This is a genomic window from Parageobacillus thermantarcticus (genome assembly GCF_900111865.1).
GTDB classification, from domain to species: domain Bacteria; phylum Bacillota; class Bacilli; order Bacillales; family Anoxybacillaceae; genus Parageobacillus; species Parageobacillus thermantarcticus.
The window spans coordinates 1-18,773 of sequence record NZ_FOJS01000047.1; the positions used below are offsets into that span (position 1 = coordinate 1).

General features: G+C 45.3%; 17 protein-coding genes, 11 tRNA genes and 1 rRNA gene. 3 read left to right on the plus strand and 26 right to left on the minus strand.

The genetic code is table 11. The annotated features are described in order from the left end of the window. The 13 genes from BM278_RS15260 to BM278_RS15320 all read right to left on the minus strand — a co-directional run. Positions 1 to 288: ribosomal RNA gene (locus BM278_RS15260) — 16S ribosomal RNA — on the minus strand; the annotation flags it as partial. A 121-nt stretch (positions 289 to 409) separates the two neighbouring features. Next, positions 410 to 483: transfer RNA gene (locus BM278_RS15265), tRNA-Gly, on the minus strand. Positions 484 to 652: 169 nt separating this feature from the next. Beyond that, positions 653 to 726: transfer RNA gene (locus BM278_RS15270), tRNA-Pro, on the minus strand. Positions 727 to 728: 2 nt separating this feature from the next. Further along, positions 729 to 805, minus strand: a tRNA-Arg gene (locus BM278_RS15275). Positions 806 to 854: 49 nt separating this feature from the next. Beyond that, positions 855 to 937: transfer RNA gene (locus BM278_RS15280), tRNA-Leu, on the minus strand. A 13-nt stretch (positions 938 to 950) separates the two neighbouring features. Beyond that, positions 951 to 1,032 (minus strand) — tRNA-Leu (locus tag BM278_RS15285). Positions 1,033 to 1,037: 5 nt separating this feature from the next. Continuing rightward, positions 1,038 to 1,110 (minus strand) — tRNA-Lys (locus tag BM278_RS15290). Position 1,111: 1 nt separating this feature from the next. Further along, positions 1,112 to 1,186, minus strand: a tRNA-Gln gene (locus tag BM278_RS15295). A 20-nt stretch (positions 1,187 to 1,206) separates the two neighbouring features. Further along, positions 1,207 to 1,282 (minus strand) — tRNA-Asp (locus BM278_RS15300). Positions 1,283 to 1,330: 48 nt separating this feature from the next. After that, positions 1,331 to 1,402, minus strand: a tRNA-Glu gene (locus BM278_RS15305). A gap of 21 nt (positions 1,403 to 1,423) precedes the next feature. Further along, a tRNA-Ser gene (locus BM278_RS15310) sits at positions 1,424 to 1,516 on the minus strand. 5 nt (positions 1,517 to 1,521) lie between these two features. Beyond that, a tRNA-Asn gene (locus BM278_RS15315) sits at positions 1,522 to 1,593 on the minus strand. A gap of 557 nt (positions 1,594 to 2,150) precedes the next feature. After that, positions 2,151 to 2,618 carry a SprT family protein gene (locus tag BM278_RS15320; protein WP_090951429.1) on the minus strand — a complete coding sequence of 156 codons (468 nt, stop codon included), beginning with the start codon at positions 2,616 to 2,618 and terminating at the stop codon, positions 2,151 to 2,153. 90 nt (positions 2,619 to 2,708) lie between these two features. On the opposite strand from BM278_RS15320, the gene cmpA reads away from it, so the two are divergent. Then, a complete protein-coding gene (gene cmpA / locus BM278_RS15325) occupies positions 2,709 to 2,822 on the plus strand; it encodes a cortex morphogenetic protein CmpA (RefSeq protein WP_012748966.1) in 114 nt (37 codons plus the stop codon). Here cmpA and BM278_RS15330 read toward each other — a convergent pair. From BM278_RS15330 to acpS, 6 genes are all read right to left on the minus strand, one after another. Further along, the gene (locus BM278_RS15330) at positions 2,817 to 5,003 is read right to left on the minus strand and encodes a Tex family protein (RefSeq protein WP_090951432.1); all 2,187 of its coding nucleotides are present in this window, start codon (positions 5,001 to 5,003) and stop codon (positions 2,817 to 2,819) included. The genes cmpA and BM278_RS15330 overlap by 6 nt on opposite strands. A 208-nt stretch (positions 5,004 to 5,211) precedes the next feature. Beyond that, positions 5,212 to 5,562 (minus strand): type II toxin-antitoxin system endoribonuclease NdoA, encoded by a 351-nt coding sequence (gene ndoA / locus BM278_RS15335; protein WP_003253417.1) that lies wholly within the window; start codon positions 5,560 to 5,562, stop codon positions 5,212 to 5,214. Positions 5,563 to 5,566: 4 nt separating this feature from the next. Beyond that, positions 5,567 to 5,848, minus strand: coding sequence for a CopG family ribbon-helix-helix protein (locus tag BM278_RS15340; protein WP_003253419.1), 282 nt, complete (start codon positions 5,846 to 5,848; stop codon positions 5,567 to 5,569). A 122-nt stretch (positions 5,849 to 5,970) separates the two neighbouring features. After that, on the minus strand, positions 5,971 to 7,134 hold the full coding sequence (alr, locus tag BM278_RS15345; protein WP_090951467.1) for an alanine racemase: 1,164 nt from the start codon (positions 7,132 to 7,134) through the stop codon (positions 5,971 to 5,973). A 197-nt stretch (positions 7,135 to 7,331) separates the two neighbouring features. Then, complete coding sequence (locus tag BM278_RS15350) at positions 7,332 to 8,345, minus strand: LolA family protein (protein WP_090951435.1); 1,014 nt, start codon at positions 8,343 to 8,345, stop codon at positions 7,332 to 7,334. A gap of 81 nt (positions 8,346 to 8,426) precedes the next feature. After that, a complete protein-coding gene (acpS, locus tag BM278_RS15355; protein ID WP_090951438.1) occupies positions 8,427 to 8,789 on the minus strand; it encodes a holo-ACP synthase in 363 nt (120 codons plus the stop codon). A 63-nt stretch (positions 8,790 to 8,852) separates the two neighbouring features. Here acpS and BM278_RS15360 point away from each other — a divergent pair, with 63 nt between their 5' ends. Then, on the plus strand, positions 8,853 to 9,467 hold the full coding sequence (locus tag BM278_RS15360) for a rhomboid family intramembrane serine protease (RefSeq protein ID WP_090951441.1): 615 nt from the start codon (positions 8,853 to 8,855) through the stop codon (positions 9,465 to 9,467). A gap of 344 nt (positions 9,468 to 9,811) precedes the next feature. Here BM278_RS15360 and cshA read toward each other — a convergent pair whose 3' ends face one another. The 7 genes from cshA to BM278_RS15395 form a co-directional block, all read right to left on the minus strand. Next, positions 9,812 to 11,209 carry a degradosome RNA helicase CshA gene (gene cshA, locus BM278_RS15365; protein WP_090951444.1) on the minus strand — a complete coding sequence of 466 codons (1,398 nt, stop codon included), beginning with the start codon at positions 11,207 to 11,209 and terminating at the stop codon, positions 9,812 to 9,814. A 91-nt stretch (positions 11,210 to 11,300) separates the two neighbouring features. After that, the gene (locus BM278_RS15370; protein ID WP_167359655.1) at positions 11,301 to 11,996 is read right to left on the minus strand and encodes an alpha/beta hydrolase; all 696 of its coding nucleotides are present in this window, start codon (positions 11,994 to 11,996) and stop codon (positions 11,301 to 11,303) included. A gap of 63 nt (positions 11,997 to 12,059) precedes the next feature. Further along, the gene (locus tag BM278_RS15375) at positions 12,060 to 13,436 is read right to left on the minus strand and encodes a UDP-N-acetylmuramoyl-tripeptide--D-alanyl-D-alanine ligase (RefSeq protein ID WP_090951447.1); all 1,377 of its coding nucleotides are present in this window, start codon (positions 13,434 to 13,436) and stop codon (positions 12,060 to 12,062) included. Between the two features lie 18 nt (positions 13,437 to 13,454). Then, positions 13,455 to 14,549, minus strand: coding sequence for a D-alanine--D-alanine ligase (locus BM278_RS15380; protein WP_090951451.1), 1,095 nt, complete (start codon positions 14,547 to 14,549; stop codon positions 13,455 to 13,457). A gap of 151 nt (positions 14,550 to 14,700) precedes the next feature. After that, complete coding sequence (locus BM278_RS15385) at positions 14,701 to 15,840, minus strand: MGDG synthase family glycosyltransferase (protein WP_167359656.1); 1,140 nt, start codon at positions 15,838 to 15,840, stop codon at positions 14,701 to 14,703. A 12-nt stretch (positions 15,841 to 15,852) separates the two neighbouring features. Further along, the gene (locus BM278_RS15390; RefSeq protein ID WP_090951458.1) at positions 15,853 to 16,449 is read right to left on the minus strand and encodes a DedA family protein; all 597 of its coding nucleotides are present in this window, start codon (positions 16,447 to 16,449) and stop codon (positions 15,853 to 15,855) included. A gap of 14 nt (positions 16,450 to 16,463) precedes the next feature. Further along, positions 16,464 to 17,186 carry a polysaccharide deacetylase family protein gene (locus tag BM278_RS15395; protein WP_090951461.1) on the minus strand — a complete coding sequence of 241 codons (723 nt, stop codon included), beginning with the start codon at positions 17,184 to 17,186 and terminating at the stop codon, positions 16,464 to 16,466. 340 nt (positions 17,187 to 17,526) lie between these two features. On the opposite strand from BM278_RS15395, the gene BM278_RS15400 reads away from it, so the two are divergent. Beyond that, positions 17,527 to 18,600 (plus strand): undecaprenyldiphospho-muramoylpentapeptide beta-N-acetylglucosaminyltransferase, encoded by a 1,074-nt coding sequence (locus BM278_RS15400; protein WP_090951464.1) that lies wholly within the window; start codon positions 17,527 to 17,529, stop codon positions 18,598 to 18,600. Positions 18,601 to 18,773 lie beyond the last annotated feature (173 nt).

An 18,773-nucleotide genomic window follows, 5' to 3' on the forward strand; every position in this document is an offset into this window, starting at 1 on the left:
GTCGCCTTGGTGAGCCGTTACCTCACCAACTAGCTAATGCGCCGCGGGCCCATCCGTAAGTGGCAGCCGAAGCCGCCTTTCAACCAAAGACCATGCGGTCTTCGGTGTTATCCGGTATTAGCTCCGGTTTCCCGGAGTTATCCCGGTCTTACGGGCAGGTTACCCACGTGTTACTCACCCGTCCGCCGCTAACCAAACAAGAGCAAGCTCCTGTTTGGTCCGCTCGACTTGCATGTATTAGGCACGCCGCCAGCGTTCGTCCTGAGCCAGGATCAAACTCTCCATAGAAAGTTGATTGGCTTATTCTCATAAGCTTCAGCGCCGACACCATAAGGCGTCAGTCGCCTCCACTTTTCTATGTGGACGCTTCGTTTTGTTCAGTTTTCAAGGAACATTCGTAAAAATTATATGGAGCGGGTGATGGGAATCGAACCCACGACATCAGCTTGGAAGGCTGAGGTTTTACCACTAAACTACACCCGCACATTATTTTATTTTAATCTGCGCACAACGCGCAACTATCCATGCCTCTTCCTCTACGAGCTTGTTCAAAGAAGTCAAATGCGTCGAGGCAACTCGCAGTACATTCACAGATGCTTTGCTCGTGGCTGAAGTTTTACCACTAAACTACACCCGCATGTTTATTGATAAATCGGGAAGACAGGATTCGAACCTGCGACCCCATGGTCCCAAACCATGTGCTCTACCAAGCTGAGCTACTTCCCGAATGGCGCGCTCGAGAGGACTCGAACCCCTAACCTTCTGATCCGTAGTCAGATGCTCTATCCAGTTGAGCTACGAGCGCAAATATATAATGACAAACAATATTTTCTACAAATTGCAAACACTTTTTATGCGGTCGAGAGGACTTGAACCTCCACGGGGTTGCCCCCACTAGGCCCTCAACCTAGCGCGTCTGCCATTCCGCCACGACCGCGTGTCTATTAAAGTGCGGGTGGAGGGACTTGAACCCCCACGCCGTAAGGCGCCAGATCCTAAGTCTGGTGCGTCTGCCAATTCCGCCACACCCGCAAAAATGAGCCATGGAGGATTCGAACCTCCGACCCTCTGATTAAAAGTCAGATGCTCTACCTACTGAGCTAATGGCTCATGGCTGGGCTAGCTGGATTCGAACCAGCGCATCACGGAGTCAAAGTCCGTTGCCTTACCGCTTGGCTATAGCCCAATGTATGCGATATGTCGAGATGGCGGTCCCGACGGGACTCGAACCCGCGATCTCCTGCGTGACAGGCAGGCGTGTTAACCACTACACTACGGGACCATCAATAAAATGGGGTTGGTGCTTTACACTCCCAACACCCATTCACAGTGACCCGTACGGGATTCGAACCCGTGTTACCGCCGTGAAAGGGCGGTGTCTTAACCACTTGACCAACGGGCCACGACAAAATATATCGAAAAGTGGCGGAGAAGGCGGGATTTGAACCCGCGCGCCGTAAAGACACGACCTAACGGTTTAGCAAACCGTCCCCTTCAGCCACTTGGGTACTTCTCCAAAGGCTCCGCAAGTAGGATTCGAACCTACGACCTACCGGTTAACAGCCGGTTGCTCTACCGCTGAGCTATTGCGGAATAAATCAAACTACTTACTAATTCGTCCCTTTCTCTGCTTGCGAATCCAAAAGTACTAATGTTAGGATAACTCGTCGCACGTTCAGAGAAATAAAGCTCATCACTAGAAAATTCATTCAAATTGATTTGTACAACCGACATTCTCTATTATATTAAGCTGATAGACAGTTGTCAATAGCTTCTATCCTGTATCTATCATCCATCGCCTTTTAGCGACGGCTTTTATAATTTAGCATAGATAAAGGATAGCTGTCAACACTTTTTAAACAAAAAATTTTTTTGGATGAAGTCCCGAGATTTGTGTAAAAAGGAACTGGCAAAAGGCATTTTTATTTTCCGACGGCCCCAAGTTTACTGGGCGGAAAAGGAATTTTTAAACAATATACTAGGACTCGACCTGTAAAAAAAGAACTGGCAAAAAGCGTTTTTTTATTTTCTTGATATCCAAGTTCACTAAACTGACGGTACGGATTTTACGTAACAATAGAGCTTGACGCGTTCACCTGCAAAAAGCTTCTTTCACAGCAATGTTAAAGCTACGGCAAAGCCCATTTGTTTCATTTATCCTTCTCGTCATCCAACATTAATTTTCCATGGCATCGCCCGCAAACATATTTGTCTGTATTTACTCGCTTTTTCCGTCTATATTTTATGCCGCAATCGGAACAAACATACACGTACACCTTTTTCGTTCTTTGGCGCGCTTGCTGAGGAAGGGGACGGCAATAGCGGGGCGCCTGAACTTGGCGCAATAAATCGCGGAAATCTTTGTCTCGATGGCGGTATCCTTTTCCTTCTAAATGAAGGTGATAATGACACAATTCATGTTTAATGATCGCAATCAATTCTTCTTCCCCGAACGCTTCGTAATATTTTTTATTCAATTCAATGTTGTGAGTTTGTAACATGTAACGTCCCCCTGTCGTTCGCAGGCGCGGATTGAATGTCGCGGTATGTTTAAAAGGTTTTTGAAAAAATTGCAAAGATACCCTTTCGACAAGACGTTGCAAATCACTTTGTTCCATTTTCATTGCTCCTTGACTTTTTTAGAACAGGACAGACTAGCGATACATACATTATATATGAACCTTTTTTGTTGCGGGAGGTCGACCGCTATGCCAACATGGTTAAAAAATCAAATGAGACGGGCCTATTATGAAAAAAATCGCTACCAAATCAAATTGCTAAATCAATGCTGGTTTTTTTATCAGAAAAAACACTGCTCATGAAGGCAGTGTTTTTTCTGATTCTTCCGGTGGAATCATAGATAAGGAGATTCTTCCTTTATCGATATCGACGCTGTCAACCCATACTTTGACGACATCGCCTACGGATACAACATCAAGCGGATGGCGCACATATTGCTTACTTAATTTTGAAATGTGGACAAGCCCATCCTGCTTCACTCCAATATCCACAAACGCCCCGAAATCGACGACGTTGCGCACCGTACCTTCTAACTCCATCCCCTTTTTTAAATCTTCCATTTTTAAAATGTCTTTTCGCAACAACGGCTTCGGCAGCTCGTCGCGGGGATCGCGTTCCGGACGAACTAAAGCGTCGATAATGTCTTGCAATGTCAATTCTCCGATGCCAAGTTCGGAAGCCGTATCAGGGATAGAAAGAGATTGCAATGCCTGGCGGAGTTCCTCGCTTCCAATATGCTCGGTTGTAAAGCCAAGTTGGTGTAGCAGTTTTTTCACTTCTTCGTACCGCTCTGGATGGATTGGCGTACGGTCGAGCGGTTCGTCTCCGTCAACAATGCGCAAAAAGCCGATGCATTGTTCATATGTTTTAGCGCCAAGACGCGGTACCGCTTTTAATTCCTCACGGTTTTTAAATTTTCCTTGTTCCTCGCGGCGTTTCACGATATTTTCCGATACTGTTTTCGTAAGGCCTGATACGTATTGCAATAAAGAGACAGAGGCGGTGTTGACGTTGACGCCGACTTGGTTGACAACCGTTTCCACGACAAACCGCAGCGATTCCGCTAATTTTTTTTGCGAAACGTCGTGCTGATATTGGCCGACTCCTACTGATTTTGGATCAATTTTTACCAGTTCCGCGAGTGGGTCTTGTACGCGCCGCGCGATTGAAACCGCACTCCGTTCTTCTACCTGCAAATCCGGAAACTCTTGGCGGGCAAGGTCGGAAGCAGAGTAGACGCTCGCTCCCGCTTCATTAACAATTAGATAAAAAATTTCCCTGTCTACCTGCTTTAACGTATCGGCAACGAACTGTTCCGTTTCCCGTGATGCTGTTCCATTTCCAATTGCAATCATCTCTACGTGGTATTCTTCAATCAGCCGAATGAGTTTTTCCTTTGCTTCGTCTACCCGCTGCTGCGGCGGATGCGGATAAATGACATCGATTTTCAATAATTTGCCTGTCTCATCGACAACCGCTAGCTTGCATCCCGTTCGATAAGCAGGGTCTATGCCAAGAACGATCTTTCCTTTTAGCGGCGGCTGAAGCAATAGCTTACGCAAGTTTTCCGCAAAAATATGAATCGCCCGTTCTTCCGCCTTTTCGGTTAACTCATTGCGAATATCGCGCTCAATTGACGGTTCTATAAGCCGTTTGTAGCCGTCCTCGATCGCTTCGGCGAGAAGGGTAGCGGCAGAAGATTGCCGATTTGTAATAATGTGTTTTTGCAAATATGCCATAATATCTTCTACCGGGGCCTGAATGGAAACGCGCAGCACCCCTTCTTTTTCGCCGCGGTTGAGCGCCAGCACACGATGGGGAACGATCTTGTGCACCGGCTCTTCATACTCGTAATACATTTCATATACTTTTTTCTCATCCTTTTCAGGCTCTTTCACCGTCGATATGATAACACCTTTTTTCCACGTCTGCTGGCGGATCCATTGGCGAAACTGGGCGTCATCCGATACTTTTTCAGCAATAATGTCTTTCGCTCCTTGAAGCGCCTCTTCGGCAGTAAGCACTTCCTTATCTGGATGAATAAACTCCAACGCTTTTTCTTCCGGCCGCGGCGCCATCGGGCACGTCCATAGCCATTCTGCAAGCGGCTCTAACCCTTTTTCCTTTGCGATCGTTGCTTTCGTGCGCCGTTTTTGTCTGTAAGGGCGGTATAAATCTTCCACTTGCTGCAGTTTTGTGGCATTGATAATTGCATTTTTTAACTCGTCCGTCAGCTTTCCTTGCTCATCAATAAGGCGGAGAACTTCTTCCTTGCGCTGTTCTAGGTTTTGCAAGTAATTCCATTTCTCTAAAATATTGCGAATTTGCACCTCGTCCAAGGCGCCCGTCATTTCTTTGCGATAGCGGGCAATAAACGGCACTGTATTTCCTTCCTCAGAAAGGGAAATCACGTTATTCACTTGTTTGGCGGACAACTGCAATTCATTCGCTATCACGTCGATCAATGCTTCTCTATTTAACAACCCCACGACCCCTCCATATGCGAAAAATAAAAATAGCTACAATGATGCAGCTATTTTTGCATAAATCGTTATAAAAAGTCGGACAGATCGATGCTTGCGACCTGCCCTTTTTGCGCATAGCAAACTCCCCACCACTTTTATGAAATGGAGGCGATAGGTGGCACCGTGCACTCGCTTTAACAACAAAATTATATTTCGGGCGCCGCTATTAAAAATCGATAAGCCCTAAACTAATTTGCAACGCTTCATCCACCTTATCCATCATTTCATCGTCCAAGTGAGTAATTTTGTCTGTCAGCCGCTGTTTATCAATCGTCCGAATTTGCTCTAGCAGAATAACAGAATCCCGCTCAAACCCGTAACGCTTTGCGTCAATTTCCACATGAGTCGGCAGCTTTGCTTTTTGGATTTGCGCTGTAATCGCCGCCACAATCACCGTCGGACTAAACCGATTTCCAATGTCATTTTGAATGACTAATACTGGACGAACGCCTCCTTGTTCCGAGCCAACTACCGGGGAAAGGTCCGCAAAATAAACGTCGCCACGCTTAACAATCAAAGCATTACCCCCCGCTAACTAAACGTTCAACGGTGTGGTCGGCTTCATATTCTGCAAGAAACGCCTCGGAAGCAATGGATAAATTGATTTTTGCCATTTCCATATAGCCGCGTCTCATCGCCTCGCGGATTTGTCGTTTTTTTCGCTCGCGAATGTACATTTTCGTTGCTTGATAAATGAGATCATTGCGGTTGCCGTTCTCTTGTTTCACAAGCACATCCAATTCTGTTACTAGTGCTTGAGGCAGACGAACGACGATTTCCGTTGTTGCGCTAGATTCCGACACGAATACACACCTCCACAAACTGCAGCCGATTCATTGCTTCCATTTCATAATACCATTAAATAAAAACAGTGCAAAGTCATTTCTCTGTTTTCTGCTCATTATCTTCTGAAAAATTTTTCAGTTTATGCATAAACAAGATTTCTCACTTCCATTATACTCTTATTTCGGAAAAAAATACGGGGAACGCGATAACTGATCGTACAAGGAATTTCATAGTTAATCGTATCGAGATATTGCGCAACATCATCAACAGAAATATATTCATCACCTTGCCGACCAATCAAGGTCACTTTCGTTCCAACTGGCATCCGCTTTGGCAGGCGAACCATCAATTGATCCATGCAAATTCTTCCAATAATCGGCGCTTTTTCTCCATTCACAAGCACATGAAAATTTTGCAGTTTCCGCAACCAGCCATCCGCATATCCAATTGGAACCGTGCCAACCCATTGCTCCGTTTCCGCCGTATACGTCGCCCCATAACTTACTTTTTCTCCCGGCTTCAGCTTTTTCACGTGAACAAGGCGGCTATGCAACGAAAAAGCTTCCTTCAGCTCATACGGCAAATATTGTTTTATTTCCGGCGAAGGAGATAGCCCATACATCGAAATGCCAAAGCGCACCATGTTAAACACTTTATCCGGAAACCGCAACGTCGTCGCACTGTTCCCGCAATGAATAAGAGGCGGCTTATACGGAAGCCATTCAAGCATCCGCAAAAAGTTATCGTATTGAAAAGAAAAATAGTCCGTGTCGATTTCGTCAGCCGTCGCAAAATGAGTATAAACTCCTTCTAACGAAAAATACGGATGGCGGTCAATTCGTTCAATGAGGCGTTTCGTTTCCGTTTCCTCTTTAACGCCGATCCGCCCCATTCCCGTATCCATTTTTAAATGGAACAAAACCGGTACCGTTTCACTGTAAAAATTCGCCGCTTGTTCAACCCATTCCGGCTGAAACACAGTGAGCGCAATCCGATGCTTTGCGGCGACATTAATATCGCTAGGCCGGGAAGCTCCCAGCACGAGAATCGGAGCGTCAATTCCGTTTTTTCTCAGCGCGAGCGCTTCATCCAAAAACGCCACAGCCAAATAAGAAGCACCTGCTTCCAGCGCGGTTTTTGCCACTTGTACATCACCGTGGCCGTAGGCGTTCGCCTTCACTACCGCCATGATGCGGACGTCGTTTTGCAAAAAATTTCTCAGTTGCGAAACGTTATAGTAAATCGCGTCTAAATCAATTTCCGCCCAAGTATCGCGGTAAAACGCTTTAGTCACATTAGTCATATCCATATCTCGTTGCACTTCCTCATCTATCAAATGGATTAATGTGAATACAAATGATGAAAAATAAGATAAACATTTTTTCATCTTTTTTAGTTTACCACTTACAAGACAATGAAGGAATACGTGCTTAGCGTCGATTTAATTTTTTCATCAATCAAAAACAGGCCCGGCAATTTACGGACCTGCACAAATGTCATTTATTTCACCGCTTTTCCTTGCACGGAACGAGCCACCATTACCATTTCGTCCGGCGTCAAGTCTGTAGAAGCAAGCGTAAAGTCGACCCCTTTATACGACCAAGTAAGCGTCTGGTCCGTCAGCGCGCCGATCGCAAACCCTAAGTCGACCGGTTCGCCATTGACAAGCGTCGGAGTGCTCGTCGCCGGCAGCACTTCCGCTTTTTCTTCGACTAATGTGAACGATTTTTCGCCCGCAAATGTCATAATGATCCGCTTGCCATTTTCAGAAACGACTTCTTTTTCATCTACTTGTTTTACTCCTTCCGGCAAATCGACCGGATACATCACTTCAAGCGCTTGATCTTCCGCTTTTGCCATCGTCGGCACTTCCAAGCGGGCGCCGGTCATGTTTTTGGATGTATCAAACGCATCATCATCAAATTTTTTATTAAACTCTACTTTTGAAAACTGCACGGTTAACAAAGCGTTCCGATCCGTATCCATCACTTTGACGGATACCGGAGATAAATCTTTTTTGTTTAACGTAATTTCCTGTTTTGGAATCATGCTGCTGTTCGGATAGTTTGTTTTCGTTTCAAATACGTAATGATTTTTCGTCGCTTTAAAGCTCGCTTTCGAATCGCTTAAAATGTCTTTCACCAATGATTCGTACAAATACGCTTGACTGCTGTTTTTCGGCCAATCGCTTTGGAAACGGAAGCTTTTGTTCAATGCCGGAGTAAAAACGAAAACACCTTCATCGTTGCGCAAAATCATCTGGCTTTGATGTTTGTCGGCATTTTTCAAGTTGACGCGGTAGTATGAAGGATGCTTATACCAAATTTCGACGTTATAAACTTGCGGCTTATCGCCAGTTTGAAACGTCATTTTCGCTTCTGCTTGATAGCTTGTCATCTCATCCATCTTTTCATCTAGCGCTTTCATCACATCTTCTTGCGATTTTGACCCGCAACCAGCTAAAGCGACAAGCAGTATGGCGCAAAGAAACACGCTAAACACGTTGCCCCTCATCGTTTCAACCCCTTTGCCTCATATCGATTTCCATTTGTCCATTACAATATATGAGGCGATCTAGGGGAATATGCAGACTAGCTATGACAAGCGCTCAATAATGACTTGAGCGACCGCGTAATCGCGGCTATGCGAGATCGAAACATGGATGCGGCAATTGTTCTCCATATTGGCAACAGCGATCGGCTTTCCGTGATCGTCGTTCATAATTTGGATATCATGGAATGATACATCCTTTCCGATTCCTGTTCCGACCGCCTTCGCATATGCTTCTTTTGCCGCAAACCTCCCCGCGGCAAATTCTACTTTGCGCTTCGGCGATAATTGGGAAAAAATCATTTTTTCTTTCTCCGTTAAAATCCGATCGATAAATTTTTCATTTTTCGCTATTAGCTGTTCGATCCGTTCCAATTCCACAATATCGATGCCAACTCCGATAATCATCCCTCTTCTATCCTTTCTACTTCGTACATACATTTTATATAAACCAATAAAGGAGCGAAGTTTATGTTTGTGCGCATGGAAAACGCCCATGCATTTTTTCGGTTTTACCCTGTCGTTTCCATTCTTGCCGCCCTTCACGTATTGATTTGGTTCATGTTTTTTTTACGCATTCCTATAGCCGAACCGTTATGGGGAAAAATGATCGGCTTTAACGCCGCCGTACAAAAAGGGGAGTATTGGCGGCTAGTAAGCCCGCTCGTTTTGCATGTACGGTTTGAACATATGATGATCAACTCGATTTCCCTTATTTTATTCGGCCCCGCTTTAGAAAAAATGTTAGGGAAAGGCAAATTTCTGCTTCTTTATATAGGAAGCGGGATATTTGCCAATATTGCTACATTTTTTCTTCTGCCGGCGATGTACAGCCACGCCGGAGCTTCCGGGTCGATTTTCGGCTTATTCGGCATGTACGGATACTTGGCCGCATTTCGCCGCGATATCATCGAAGCACAGCACGCTCGTCTTCTTTTCGCCGTATTATGTATTAGCCTATTTATCGCATTTACCGCCCCCGATGCGAACATGGTCGCCCACCTGTTCGGCTTTTTAGGAGGGGGGATCATTGCCCCGTTTATTTCTTCCCATCTGCATCGGCAGCGGCCTTTTGTCATTCGCTAATGTCTCCTATCATCATTCTAGCATAGTCATTCGTTGCTGCTCGTTTCAGATATAGATCAAGTTATTGTGTAAAATTCCATTACCAGTGCAATAAACTTTAAAATCGCTGTTTACCATTTTATTTATCTTTACACAATTTCGCGGACTTGATCTCGGATATAAATTGTTTCATCGCTTCTTCTTTATCAACATCTCAGCGGCCAATGTAGAGAACATAGCAGTGTTGGAAAGCTTTTCATTTCTTTCATCAAACCTCGTGCACGCGCATCGCAATGCTGCAAAAATATGGCGACCGGTTCATAAAAAAAATCTTAATAAAAAAACGGCGCTGATTGCACCGTTTTTTAACGAGCAACGCGCCGTTTTTTTGTACGTTCCCGTTGGCTTCCCGGGCGGTTTGCACGCTTTTTCTCCCGTTTTACCGGAAGCGGCGGTTCTTCGGTTAATTGCACCGGCGTCGTATCGGGCTCTTTTGTCAACATTTTGATACAAGCGGCGACAAGCGATACGGAATCGTGCTCTTCCAGCAACTCTTCAGCTGCCCGTTTATAAAAGGAAAGATTTTCTGTTTCGATCGTCGCGACTAGCTTTTCCACTGCGATGCGCTGCTGGCCTTCCAGCGCTTCATCCAACGTCGGCGGTTTCATCCGCTCCATCTTCCGCTTCGTCGTTCGCTCAATATTATGAAGCTGCCCAATTTCCCGCGGCGTAACGAACGTCATTGCCACGCCTGTTTTTCCAGCGCGGCCAGTGCGGCCGATGCGGTGAACATAGCTTTCCGGGTCTTGCGGAATATCAAAATTGTAGACGTGCGTCACACCGGAAATATCCAATCCGCGCGCCGCCACATCGGTAGCGACTAAAATCTCGATCGAGCCTTCTTTAAATTTGCGAAGAACGGAGAGCCGTTTCGCTTGGCTCAAATCTCCATGAATTCCTTCAGCGGCGTATCCGCGTAAATTGAGCGCTTCCGCCAATTCATCGACGCGCCGTTTTGTGCGCCCGAAAACAATCGCCAATTCCGGCGCTTGAATGTCCAATAAACGCGTCAAAATATCGAATTTTTTCTTTTCTTGCACTTCCAAATAATATTGTTGAATGTTTGGAACCGTCATTTCCTTCGCTTTTACTTTCACAATGTGCGGCTCATTCATAAACCGCTCAGCGATGCGGCGGATTGGCTCCGGCATCGTCGCAGAAAATAATAGCGTCTGCCGTTTTTCAGGGACATTGCTTAAAATCGCCTCAATATCGTCGATAAACCCCATATTCAACATTTCATCCGCTTCATCGAGCACGACGGTGTGCACGTTTTCCAAACGAAGCGTCTTACGATTGATATGATCAATAATTCGCCCAGGAGTTCCGACAATGATATGCGGGCGCTTTTTTAGCGCGCGAATTTGCCGCCCAATATCTTGCCCGCCGTAAATCGGCAGCACGCGAACGCGCTTGACTGCGCCAATTTTATAAAGTTCTTCCGACACTTGAATCGCCAGCTCTCGCGTCGGTGCCACGACAAGGCCTTGAATCGCTTCGTTCGTTACATCCACTTTTTCGACAAGCGGAATGCCAAAAGCAGCCGTTTTTCCGGTGCCGGTCTGTGCCTGTCCAATGACGTCTTTATTTTGCAGGCTCAACGGAATCGTTTCCGCTTGAATCGGGGTCGTTTCTTCAAACCCCATCCGGCGAATTGCTTTCATTAATTCGTTGCTTAATCCTAATTCGTAAAATGTCGTCAATGTTATTCAAACTCCTTTAATTTCCTTAACGATCCAAACTGAATCGAATAAAAATATTTGACAGTTATCATACCATTTTCATCTGTCATTTTCAATAATTACCATTTTCTAACAAAAATTTTTCTATCTCGGTAAATAATACGTACCGGTCTGGACCGTGGCAGACGTGATGATAAGAAGCGGGCAAGAACAACAGCTTCTTTTTCGCTGAACCAATCTTCTCGTATAAATAATAAGCGCTTTTTAGCGGAACGATCCCATCTTTTTCACCCTGCACGATCAATACAGGAACATCAACATGTGGCAAAAGCGGCCGAACTTTATTCACTAATTTTCGGAACTCTAATATGGCCGTAAGCGGCGTCGCAAAAATTTTATTTTTATAGCGGATAAAAAGCGGATTTTCACGAAGACGCCGCCACCCGTCGCGAACCATTTCATGGATGTCTTTTATGAATTGGCGCGGATTGATGTAGTAAAACGCGGCGCTTAATAGCACGAGCTTGTCTATCTTATATTTCTCCGCCAAATACACGGCGATGACCCCGCCCATTGAAAAGCCGATGACATAAATCGTTTTGCATTTTTCCATCAACGCTTGCAACTCTTCTTCCGCTGCTTGGAACCACTGATCGTAAGTAATTCCTCTTAGTTGCAATTGTTCTCCATGTCCAGGAAGCGTCGGTGTTTTGATGACCCAATCCGTTCGTTTTTGTAAATATTCTACCAACGGCGCAACTTCCTCAGGACTTCCCGTAAATCCGTGTATACATAAGCAACCGATCATCGCCACCACCATTGCCGAAAAATAAAAGCGGCGATCGAACACGCCGCTTTTATTTTGATATTGTTATTGCAAATCATAAAGCAGCTCTTCCAGCTTCATGCCGCGCGACGCCTTCAACAAAATCACATCTTTGGAGGAAACAACCGCAAGCAAATCTTTTGCCAATGCCCGCTTATCTTCATACGCGTTTACGCGCCCGTCTGGAAAGAACGGCCGTGCCGCGAGCGCAATATGGCGCGCCAACTCCCCGTACGTAAATACGTAATCGGCTATTTCCGGCCGCAGCATCGCACCGATTTCCCGATGAAACTCCACTTCCCGATCGCCAAGTTCCAACATGTCTCCCAACACAGCAATTTTTTTCTTATATCCCGTCAATTCTTGAAGCAATTGCAAAGCCGCTTTCATTGATGTTGGGCTGGCGTTGTACGCGTCGTTAATAATCGTCCAGCCTTTCTTTGTTTCGATCACTTCCATGCGCATGCGCGTCACGTGCAATTGCGAAAGCGCTTCTTGCACGTTCTCCCAGCTTACATCAAAAAAGCGCGCTACAGCGATCGCAGCCAATGCGTTATATACATGGTGCTTTCCTAAAATCGGTAGAAAAAAAGATCGATTTGGCGCCTGCCGGATCGTAAACGCCATGCCACTTGCCCGCAGCTCGACTGACTCCGGATAATAATCGTTTTCGTTTCCCTGCCCAAACGTCAAAACATGCTCGGGCAGCGGCAAGCTGGAAACCCGGCTCGCCAGCAACGGCTCGTCTCCGTAATAAACGAAAAGACCGTTCTTTTTTAAGCCCGACAAAATTTCCAACTTTGCTTGCGCGATTCCTTCGCGCGATCCCAATTCCTGCAAATGGGCTTCGCCAATATTTGTAATAATCGCCGCATCTGGCTCAGCGATGTTGGACAATAATTCGATTTCACCAAAATTGCTCATTCCCATTTCGACGACGGCCATTTCCACATCTTCTTCCAAATGAAGGAGCGTCAACGGTACACCAATATGGTTGTTTAAATTTCCTTCCGTTTTTTGCACTTTGTAAGTGGTCGCCAATAATGCTGCAACTATATCTTTCGTCGTCGTTTTTCCGTTGCTGCCGGTAATGCCGATGACTTTTGCCGAAAGCTGATTGCGGTACCGATGGGCAAGACGCTGGAGCGCGCGCAACGTGTCATCCACGATAATCGCCGGCACGCCTTCCGGCGGATTTCCTTCCGTTTCCGACCAGAGCACAGCGCTCGCACCTTTATCGAGCGCGTCTTGGACAAACGCGTGCCCGTTAAATTTTGCTCCTTTTAGAGGGATGTATAAATTTCCTTTTTGCAGCGTGCGCGTATCTGTCGAAACTCCACGAACCATGATGTCCAAAAACTCATCCGCAAGCCCGCGGCCATCGACCATCGACTGTATATCGCGCAATGTACGAGTGATCATCTTTTTTCACCTACATTTTTATTTCTCAAACGTGTACGTGATCGTTTGCTTTTCTTCATGTCGTTCGATCGCCAATTGTACGAGGCGCTCAATCAGTTCCGGATAGGAGATGCCGCTATGTTTCCATAACAAAGGAAACATACTATACGGTGTAAATCCAGGCATTGTATTAATTTCATTAATATACACTTCGCCGTCTTCCGTCAGGAAAAAGTCGGCCCGTACGAGCCCCGAAAGATCAAGCGCCTTAAACGCAGTAATCGCCATTTGTTTTATCGTTTCGTACTGCTCGCTTGTCACGTCCGCCGGAATAATTAATTCTGTATTATCATCTTCATACTTCGCTTGGTAATCGTAAAATTCTTTTTTCGGAACAATTTCTCCGACAACGGAACAAATCGGATCATCGTTACCGATGACGCCAATTTCGATTTCGCGGCCAACAATCGCTTCCTCCACAATCACTTTGCGATCATACTTAAACGCCTCGACAAAAGCCGCTTTCAAATCAGCGCGCCGCTTGCACTTCGTAATTCCCACGCTCGATCCCGCATTGGCTGGTTTGACGAAACAAGGGTATCCAAGCGCTTGTTCCACCCTATCATACGCCGCTTCTTCGTTTTTACTCCATTCCCGTTTCGTAAACGACACGTATTTCGCTTGGCGCAATCCCGCTTGCGCAAACAAGTTTTTCATCACCACTTTATCCATGCCGACCGCAGAGGCGAGCACTCCGTTTCCGACATAAGGAATATTCAAGAGTTCCAGCAGCCCTTGCACCGTGCCATCTTCTCCGTTCGGCCCGTGCAACAACGGAAAAATGACGTCGACCGCCGCTTCCTCTTGCTTTTTCCCGTTTGCAGCGGCCGGCGTTTGGTTCAACGCCACCGGGATGATGGCGTTGGCATCGGACCGAAACTGCAGCTGCTTTATTTCGGTTACTTGCCCAGTCAACCGTTCTCCTTTGATCCACTGTCCTTCTGTCGTAATATAAATCGGAATAACGTCAAATTTGTTTTTATCAATGGCGTTCATCACCGCCATCGCCGTTGATAACGATACGTTATGTTCAGGCGATTTTCCGCCGTATAAAATCCCAATTCTCGTTTTCATTAAAGTTCCTCCTCTTTTGTTTACCATAGTTTTTATTTTAACACGTTTCAAGCACAATCGTATGGTAATTTTATATGAGCAATGCAGGCTGTCTTGCCACTTGGAAAACAGCAAAAACACCATCTAACCGATTCGTTAGATGGTGAAAGCGCTATTTCCATAAAGCGCGGTATTGTCTTTGATGCATCGCGACAATCTCTTGTAACGCGTCTTGCGCTGTTTTTTCGATCTGGGAAAAATATTCATTCACCCGACGATAAAAACGATTTTTTTCTATTTCATCTGTCAATACATGCACGATTTTTCGCTCGTAATAGCGATGCCCCGTCAAATTATAAATTAATCCATGTTTTTCAAGATATTGCAAATTAATTTGTTCTTGACCGGGCAAATAACCAATGGTAAAAAGCGGTAATTGTTTATGCAGCACTTCACTGACTGTAACGCCGCCCGGCTTTGTAATGACCGCATCCACTTCGTTATACAAACGGTTCATCTCCTGCGGGCTAGATATGTATGAAAAAGGGCGAATATGTGGATGCTTCCAACTCGCGATTTCATCATATAACTTTTTGTTTGTTCCGCATAATACCGAATAACGAAACAAGCGGGAGTATTCCATTTTCTTAAAAAAATCAATAATATTGCCTAGCCCTTGGTTGCCTCCCGCCAGCAGCAAATGGAACGGACGCCTTTTTCCTTTCGCCTCGGAATGCTTAGTCATAAACACTTCATGAACGGGAATGCCTGTCACGATAATCCGCTTTTCATCAATATGATATTTCGCTATTAGCTCCCGTTTTGCGTCCGCATGCGGCACAAAATGGTAGTCGATGTCCCGCTTTCCCCACACGCTGTTGATAAAGAAGTCCGTATATACGTTGACTACAGGAATTTGAGTCACCTTTTTCCGCTTTAGCCGCTGCAAAATGCGTGATGGGAACGAATGAGTACAAATGACAAGCGTTGGTTTCTCCTTCTCCAACAATTTTTTCATTTTATTCTCAAAATAAGGCAGCCACGGTTCAAGAGAAACGAATTCCAACCAATGAAAATCAGGGTACATAAACGTCTTGTAAACGCGATGATAGGAAGCTGGATGTGAGCGAATCCACCGTAAATACATTTCTGAAACAATTTTTTCCATAAATTCATTGCAGTAGCTTAAAAAGTCTATTTTTTTGCAATACACATCTTGAAACTGCCTTTGCAGGAAATCGATCAACGTATCCGCGACTTTATGATGCCCCGTACTCATTTGGAACAACGGTAATACAAGAATTTTCATGATCGTTGGCTCCCTTTAATTTTCCAAAGATTTTTTGCGAAATCGTTGCGCGACCCACATCCCAAGCAGAAACAACAAAAATAAGACAATTCCGAACATCGGAAAATAAATGAGCGGAATTTGCACATGCCGGCCAAGCAGCATCCCGATAACGATAATAGGGATCGTCCATATCGCCGCGCCAACGGAGGCAAGCAATAAAAACGAACGGAAAGGAAAGCGGATCACGCCAGCCATATACGGAGAAACTTGCCGAACGCCGGGAACGTAATAGCCGAACAAAATGACCCACTTTCCATGTCGGCGGAACAGTTTTCTCGTTCGTTCCCATTTTTCCTCTTTTATTCCGATATACTTTCCATACCTTTTAATAAACGGCGCACCTAAAAAGCGGCCGATGCTGTAGGCGATGACCATCCCCGCCACCACACCGCCCCAGCTTGCGATAAAACAATATTCCCATAACAACTGCTGCCTGGCAATGAAAATCCCGAGAAAAAAGAGCAAGCTTTCTTCCGGTGCGGGAATGCCGACAATGCCAAAAAACAGAAACAGAAAAATAATCACATATCCATATGATTGCACATATGAAAAAAGAATCCCCGTATCCATTCAATCCCCCATTATTATATTGATGAAATTTGTTTATTAGTTTGCGCGTTCAGCAAATCTGTAATCGTCACCCAGCGCATCTTTTTTGCTTTTTCTTCTTTCAATAACAATTCCAACGCCGAAAGCATTTGTTCCGGCGCCAGTTCGTCAGCGCCCAACGTTGTTCCGCTATCGTGAAGAACGATAATCGCTCCGTCTTCTACGCTATTTTTCAGGCGCTTAAACAACTCCAACACGCCAACCTTTGCGTTCCAGTCACCAAGAATGGACGTCCACATCACCGTCGGGTATTTCTTTTGCAAAAACGGGGTAAACAAATTAAAGTGCCCCCAAGGCGGACGATAATAGATCGGCCGCGTTCCTGTAATTTGTTCGATAATATTTGCTGATTTTCGCAAACCTTTTCCTAAAAACGGCGGGAAAATAAACCAATTACTAATATGGCGATAGTTATGCATCCCGATTTCATGGCCTTCATCATGCATTCTCTTCACAATATAAGGGTATTGCTCCGCCTTTTTTCCGACAACAAAAAAGGTTGCCTTCACTTGATATTTTTTTAATAAATCTAGCAATCTCGGCGTGTAATATGGGTCGGGGCCGTCATCGAACGTTAACGCGATCATTCCCGATCGCGCTCCTTTGCGATAAACGCGGAAATTCGTTCTTCGAATCAGCACGGTTGGAACGATGCCATACAATATCATTGCTCCAACAATCAAAACAATCCATAGCATCGTTTTCACCTCTTTATTTGTACTTTACCAGTACTCTCTTTTTTTGAAAACAGAAAATTGCAATCTATTCGTTTTATATAAAAATTGCCAATTCTATATTTCCCAGCAAAGATCATAATATATTACAGACTATTTATCATATCGCACTTTTATAAAAATAAAAAAAGAAAATGATAAAAAATTGCTTAACATTGCCCTGATGGCGCTCATTTGCGCGAAGTTTTCACGTTTCCGCACCCGAATCGTCAAGTATTTGCTATAATACAATACGAAATTCCGCAATAATGGTTTCTAAAAAAATGTAAAATGGCATAATGTCCAAAAAAGACAGGTGATGACGTTGAATAAAAAAATCATTCTTACCGGCGGCGGAACAGCGGGGCACGTGATGGTCAATTTGGCGCTTATTCCAAAGCTAAAAGAACGAGGCTGGGACATCGCGTACATCGGTTCCCATCAAGGCATTGAGCGCGAACTTATTTCCAAAGTGGAAGGCGTGCCTTATTTTCCGATTTCGACGGGAAAGCTGCGCCGCTACTTTGACTGGAACAACTTTAAAGATCCATTTAAAGTGCTCAAAGGCACGCTGCAAGCGTATTGGATCATCAAAAAAGAAAAGCCGAGCCTCGTATTTTCGAAAGGCGGATTCGTCTCCGTCCCCGTCATTATCGGCGCGTGGCTAAATGGCGTTCCAGCCATTATCCACGAATCCGATATTACCCCGGGACTTGCGAATAAAATCGCGATGCCGTTTGCGACAAAAATTTGCGTTACATTCCCGGAAACGCTCCGCCATATCAAAGAAGAAAAAGGGATTTATATCGGCGCGGTTGTACGCGAACAATTAAAACAGGGAAACGCCGACAAAGGGAGGGCGCTTTGCCAATTTGAAAAAGGAAAGCCGGTTCTTCTCGCCATGGGCGGAAGCTTAGGCTCGAAGCGGATTAACGACGCGCTGCGCGCCAATTTGCAAACGCTGCTTGCCGATTTTCAAATCGTGCATATTTGCGGGAAAGGCAATATCGATGCCAAACTGGCGAGCGCAAAAGGCTACAAGCAGTTTGAATACGTGGATGAAGAGCTCCCGCATTTGATGGCGATGGCCGATATCGTCGTATCGCGCGCCGGCGCCAACTCGATTTTCGAGTTTCTCGCCTTGCGCAAGCCGATGCTGCTTATTCCTCTTTCCAAAGAAGCGAGCCGCGGCGACCAAATTTTAAACGCCCGCTCGTTCGAAAAATCGGGCTACGCCGCAGTGCTGATGGAAGAAGACTTAACGAACGAATCGCTGCGAAACGCCATTTATCATCTTTACGAAAACAAAGACCGCTACCGGCAAAACATGGAACGATCCGACGCGGGAGACACGCTGCAAAAATTGCTGACTTTGATTGAGGAAGCAAGGAAAAGTTAAGTAAAGAGGAGGTTGATTCAAAAGATTGCTACATCCATCTTTTGAAATCAGCCTCTCCTTTTCCCGTTTTTCCTATTTATTTAACATCTTTCCGAAAGAAGTCTCCCACTTCTAAACGAAGTGAAAGTGGGAGATGAATTTCGGTTAGGTATAGCCTAAAATTGTCTCTTTTT

Excerpts from the sequence above, each read along its gene's own strand:
- alr (WP_090951467.1), bottom strand. The coding sequence starts at position 7,134 with ATGACTAATGTGACTAAAGCGTTTTACCGCGATACTTGGGCGGAAATT.
- BM278_RS15320 (WP_090951429.1), bottom strand. The coding sequence starts at position 2,618 with ATGGAACAAAGTGATTTGCAACGTCTTGTCGAAAGGGTATCTTTGCAA.
- BM278_RS15360 (WP_090951441.1), top strand. The coding sequence starts at position 8,853 with ATGTTTGTGCGCATGGAAAACGCCCATGCATTTTTTCGGTTTTACCCT.
- BM278_RS15395 (WP_090951461.1), bottom strand. The coding sequence starts at position 17,186 with ATGCTATGGATTGTTTTGATTGTTGGAGCAATGATATTGTATGGCATC.
- BM278_RS15350 (WP_090951435.1), bottom strand. The coding sequence starts at position 8,345 with ATGAGGGGCAACGTGTTTAGCGTGTTTCTTTGCGCCATACTGCTTGTC.
- BM278_RS15390 (WP_090951458.1), bottom strand. The coding sequence starts at position 16,449 with ATGGATACGGGGATTCTTTTTTCATATGTGCAATCATATGGATATGTG.
- cmpA (WP_012748966.1), top strand. The coding sequence starts at position 2,709 with ATGCCAACATGGTTAAAAAATCAAATGAGACGGGCCTATTATGAAAAA.
- BM278_RS15370 (WP_167359655.1), bottom strand. The coding sequence starts at position 11,996 with ATGATCGGTTGCTTATGTATACACGGATTTACGGGAAGTCCTGAGGAA.
- acpS (WP_090951438.1), bottom strand. The coding sequence starts at position 8,789 with ATGATTATCGGAGTTGGCATCGATATTGTGGAATTGGAACGGATCGAA.
- BM278_RS15375 (WP_090951447.1), bottom strand. The coding sequence starts at position 13,436 with ATGATCACTCGTACATTGCGCGATATACAGTCGATGGTCGATGGCCGC.
- BM278_RS15380 (WP_090951451.1), bottom strand. The coding sequence starts at position 14,549 with ATGAAAACGAGAATTGGGATTTTATACGGCGGAAAATCGCCTGAACAT.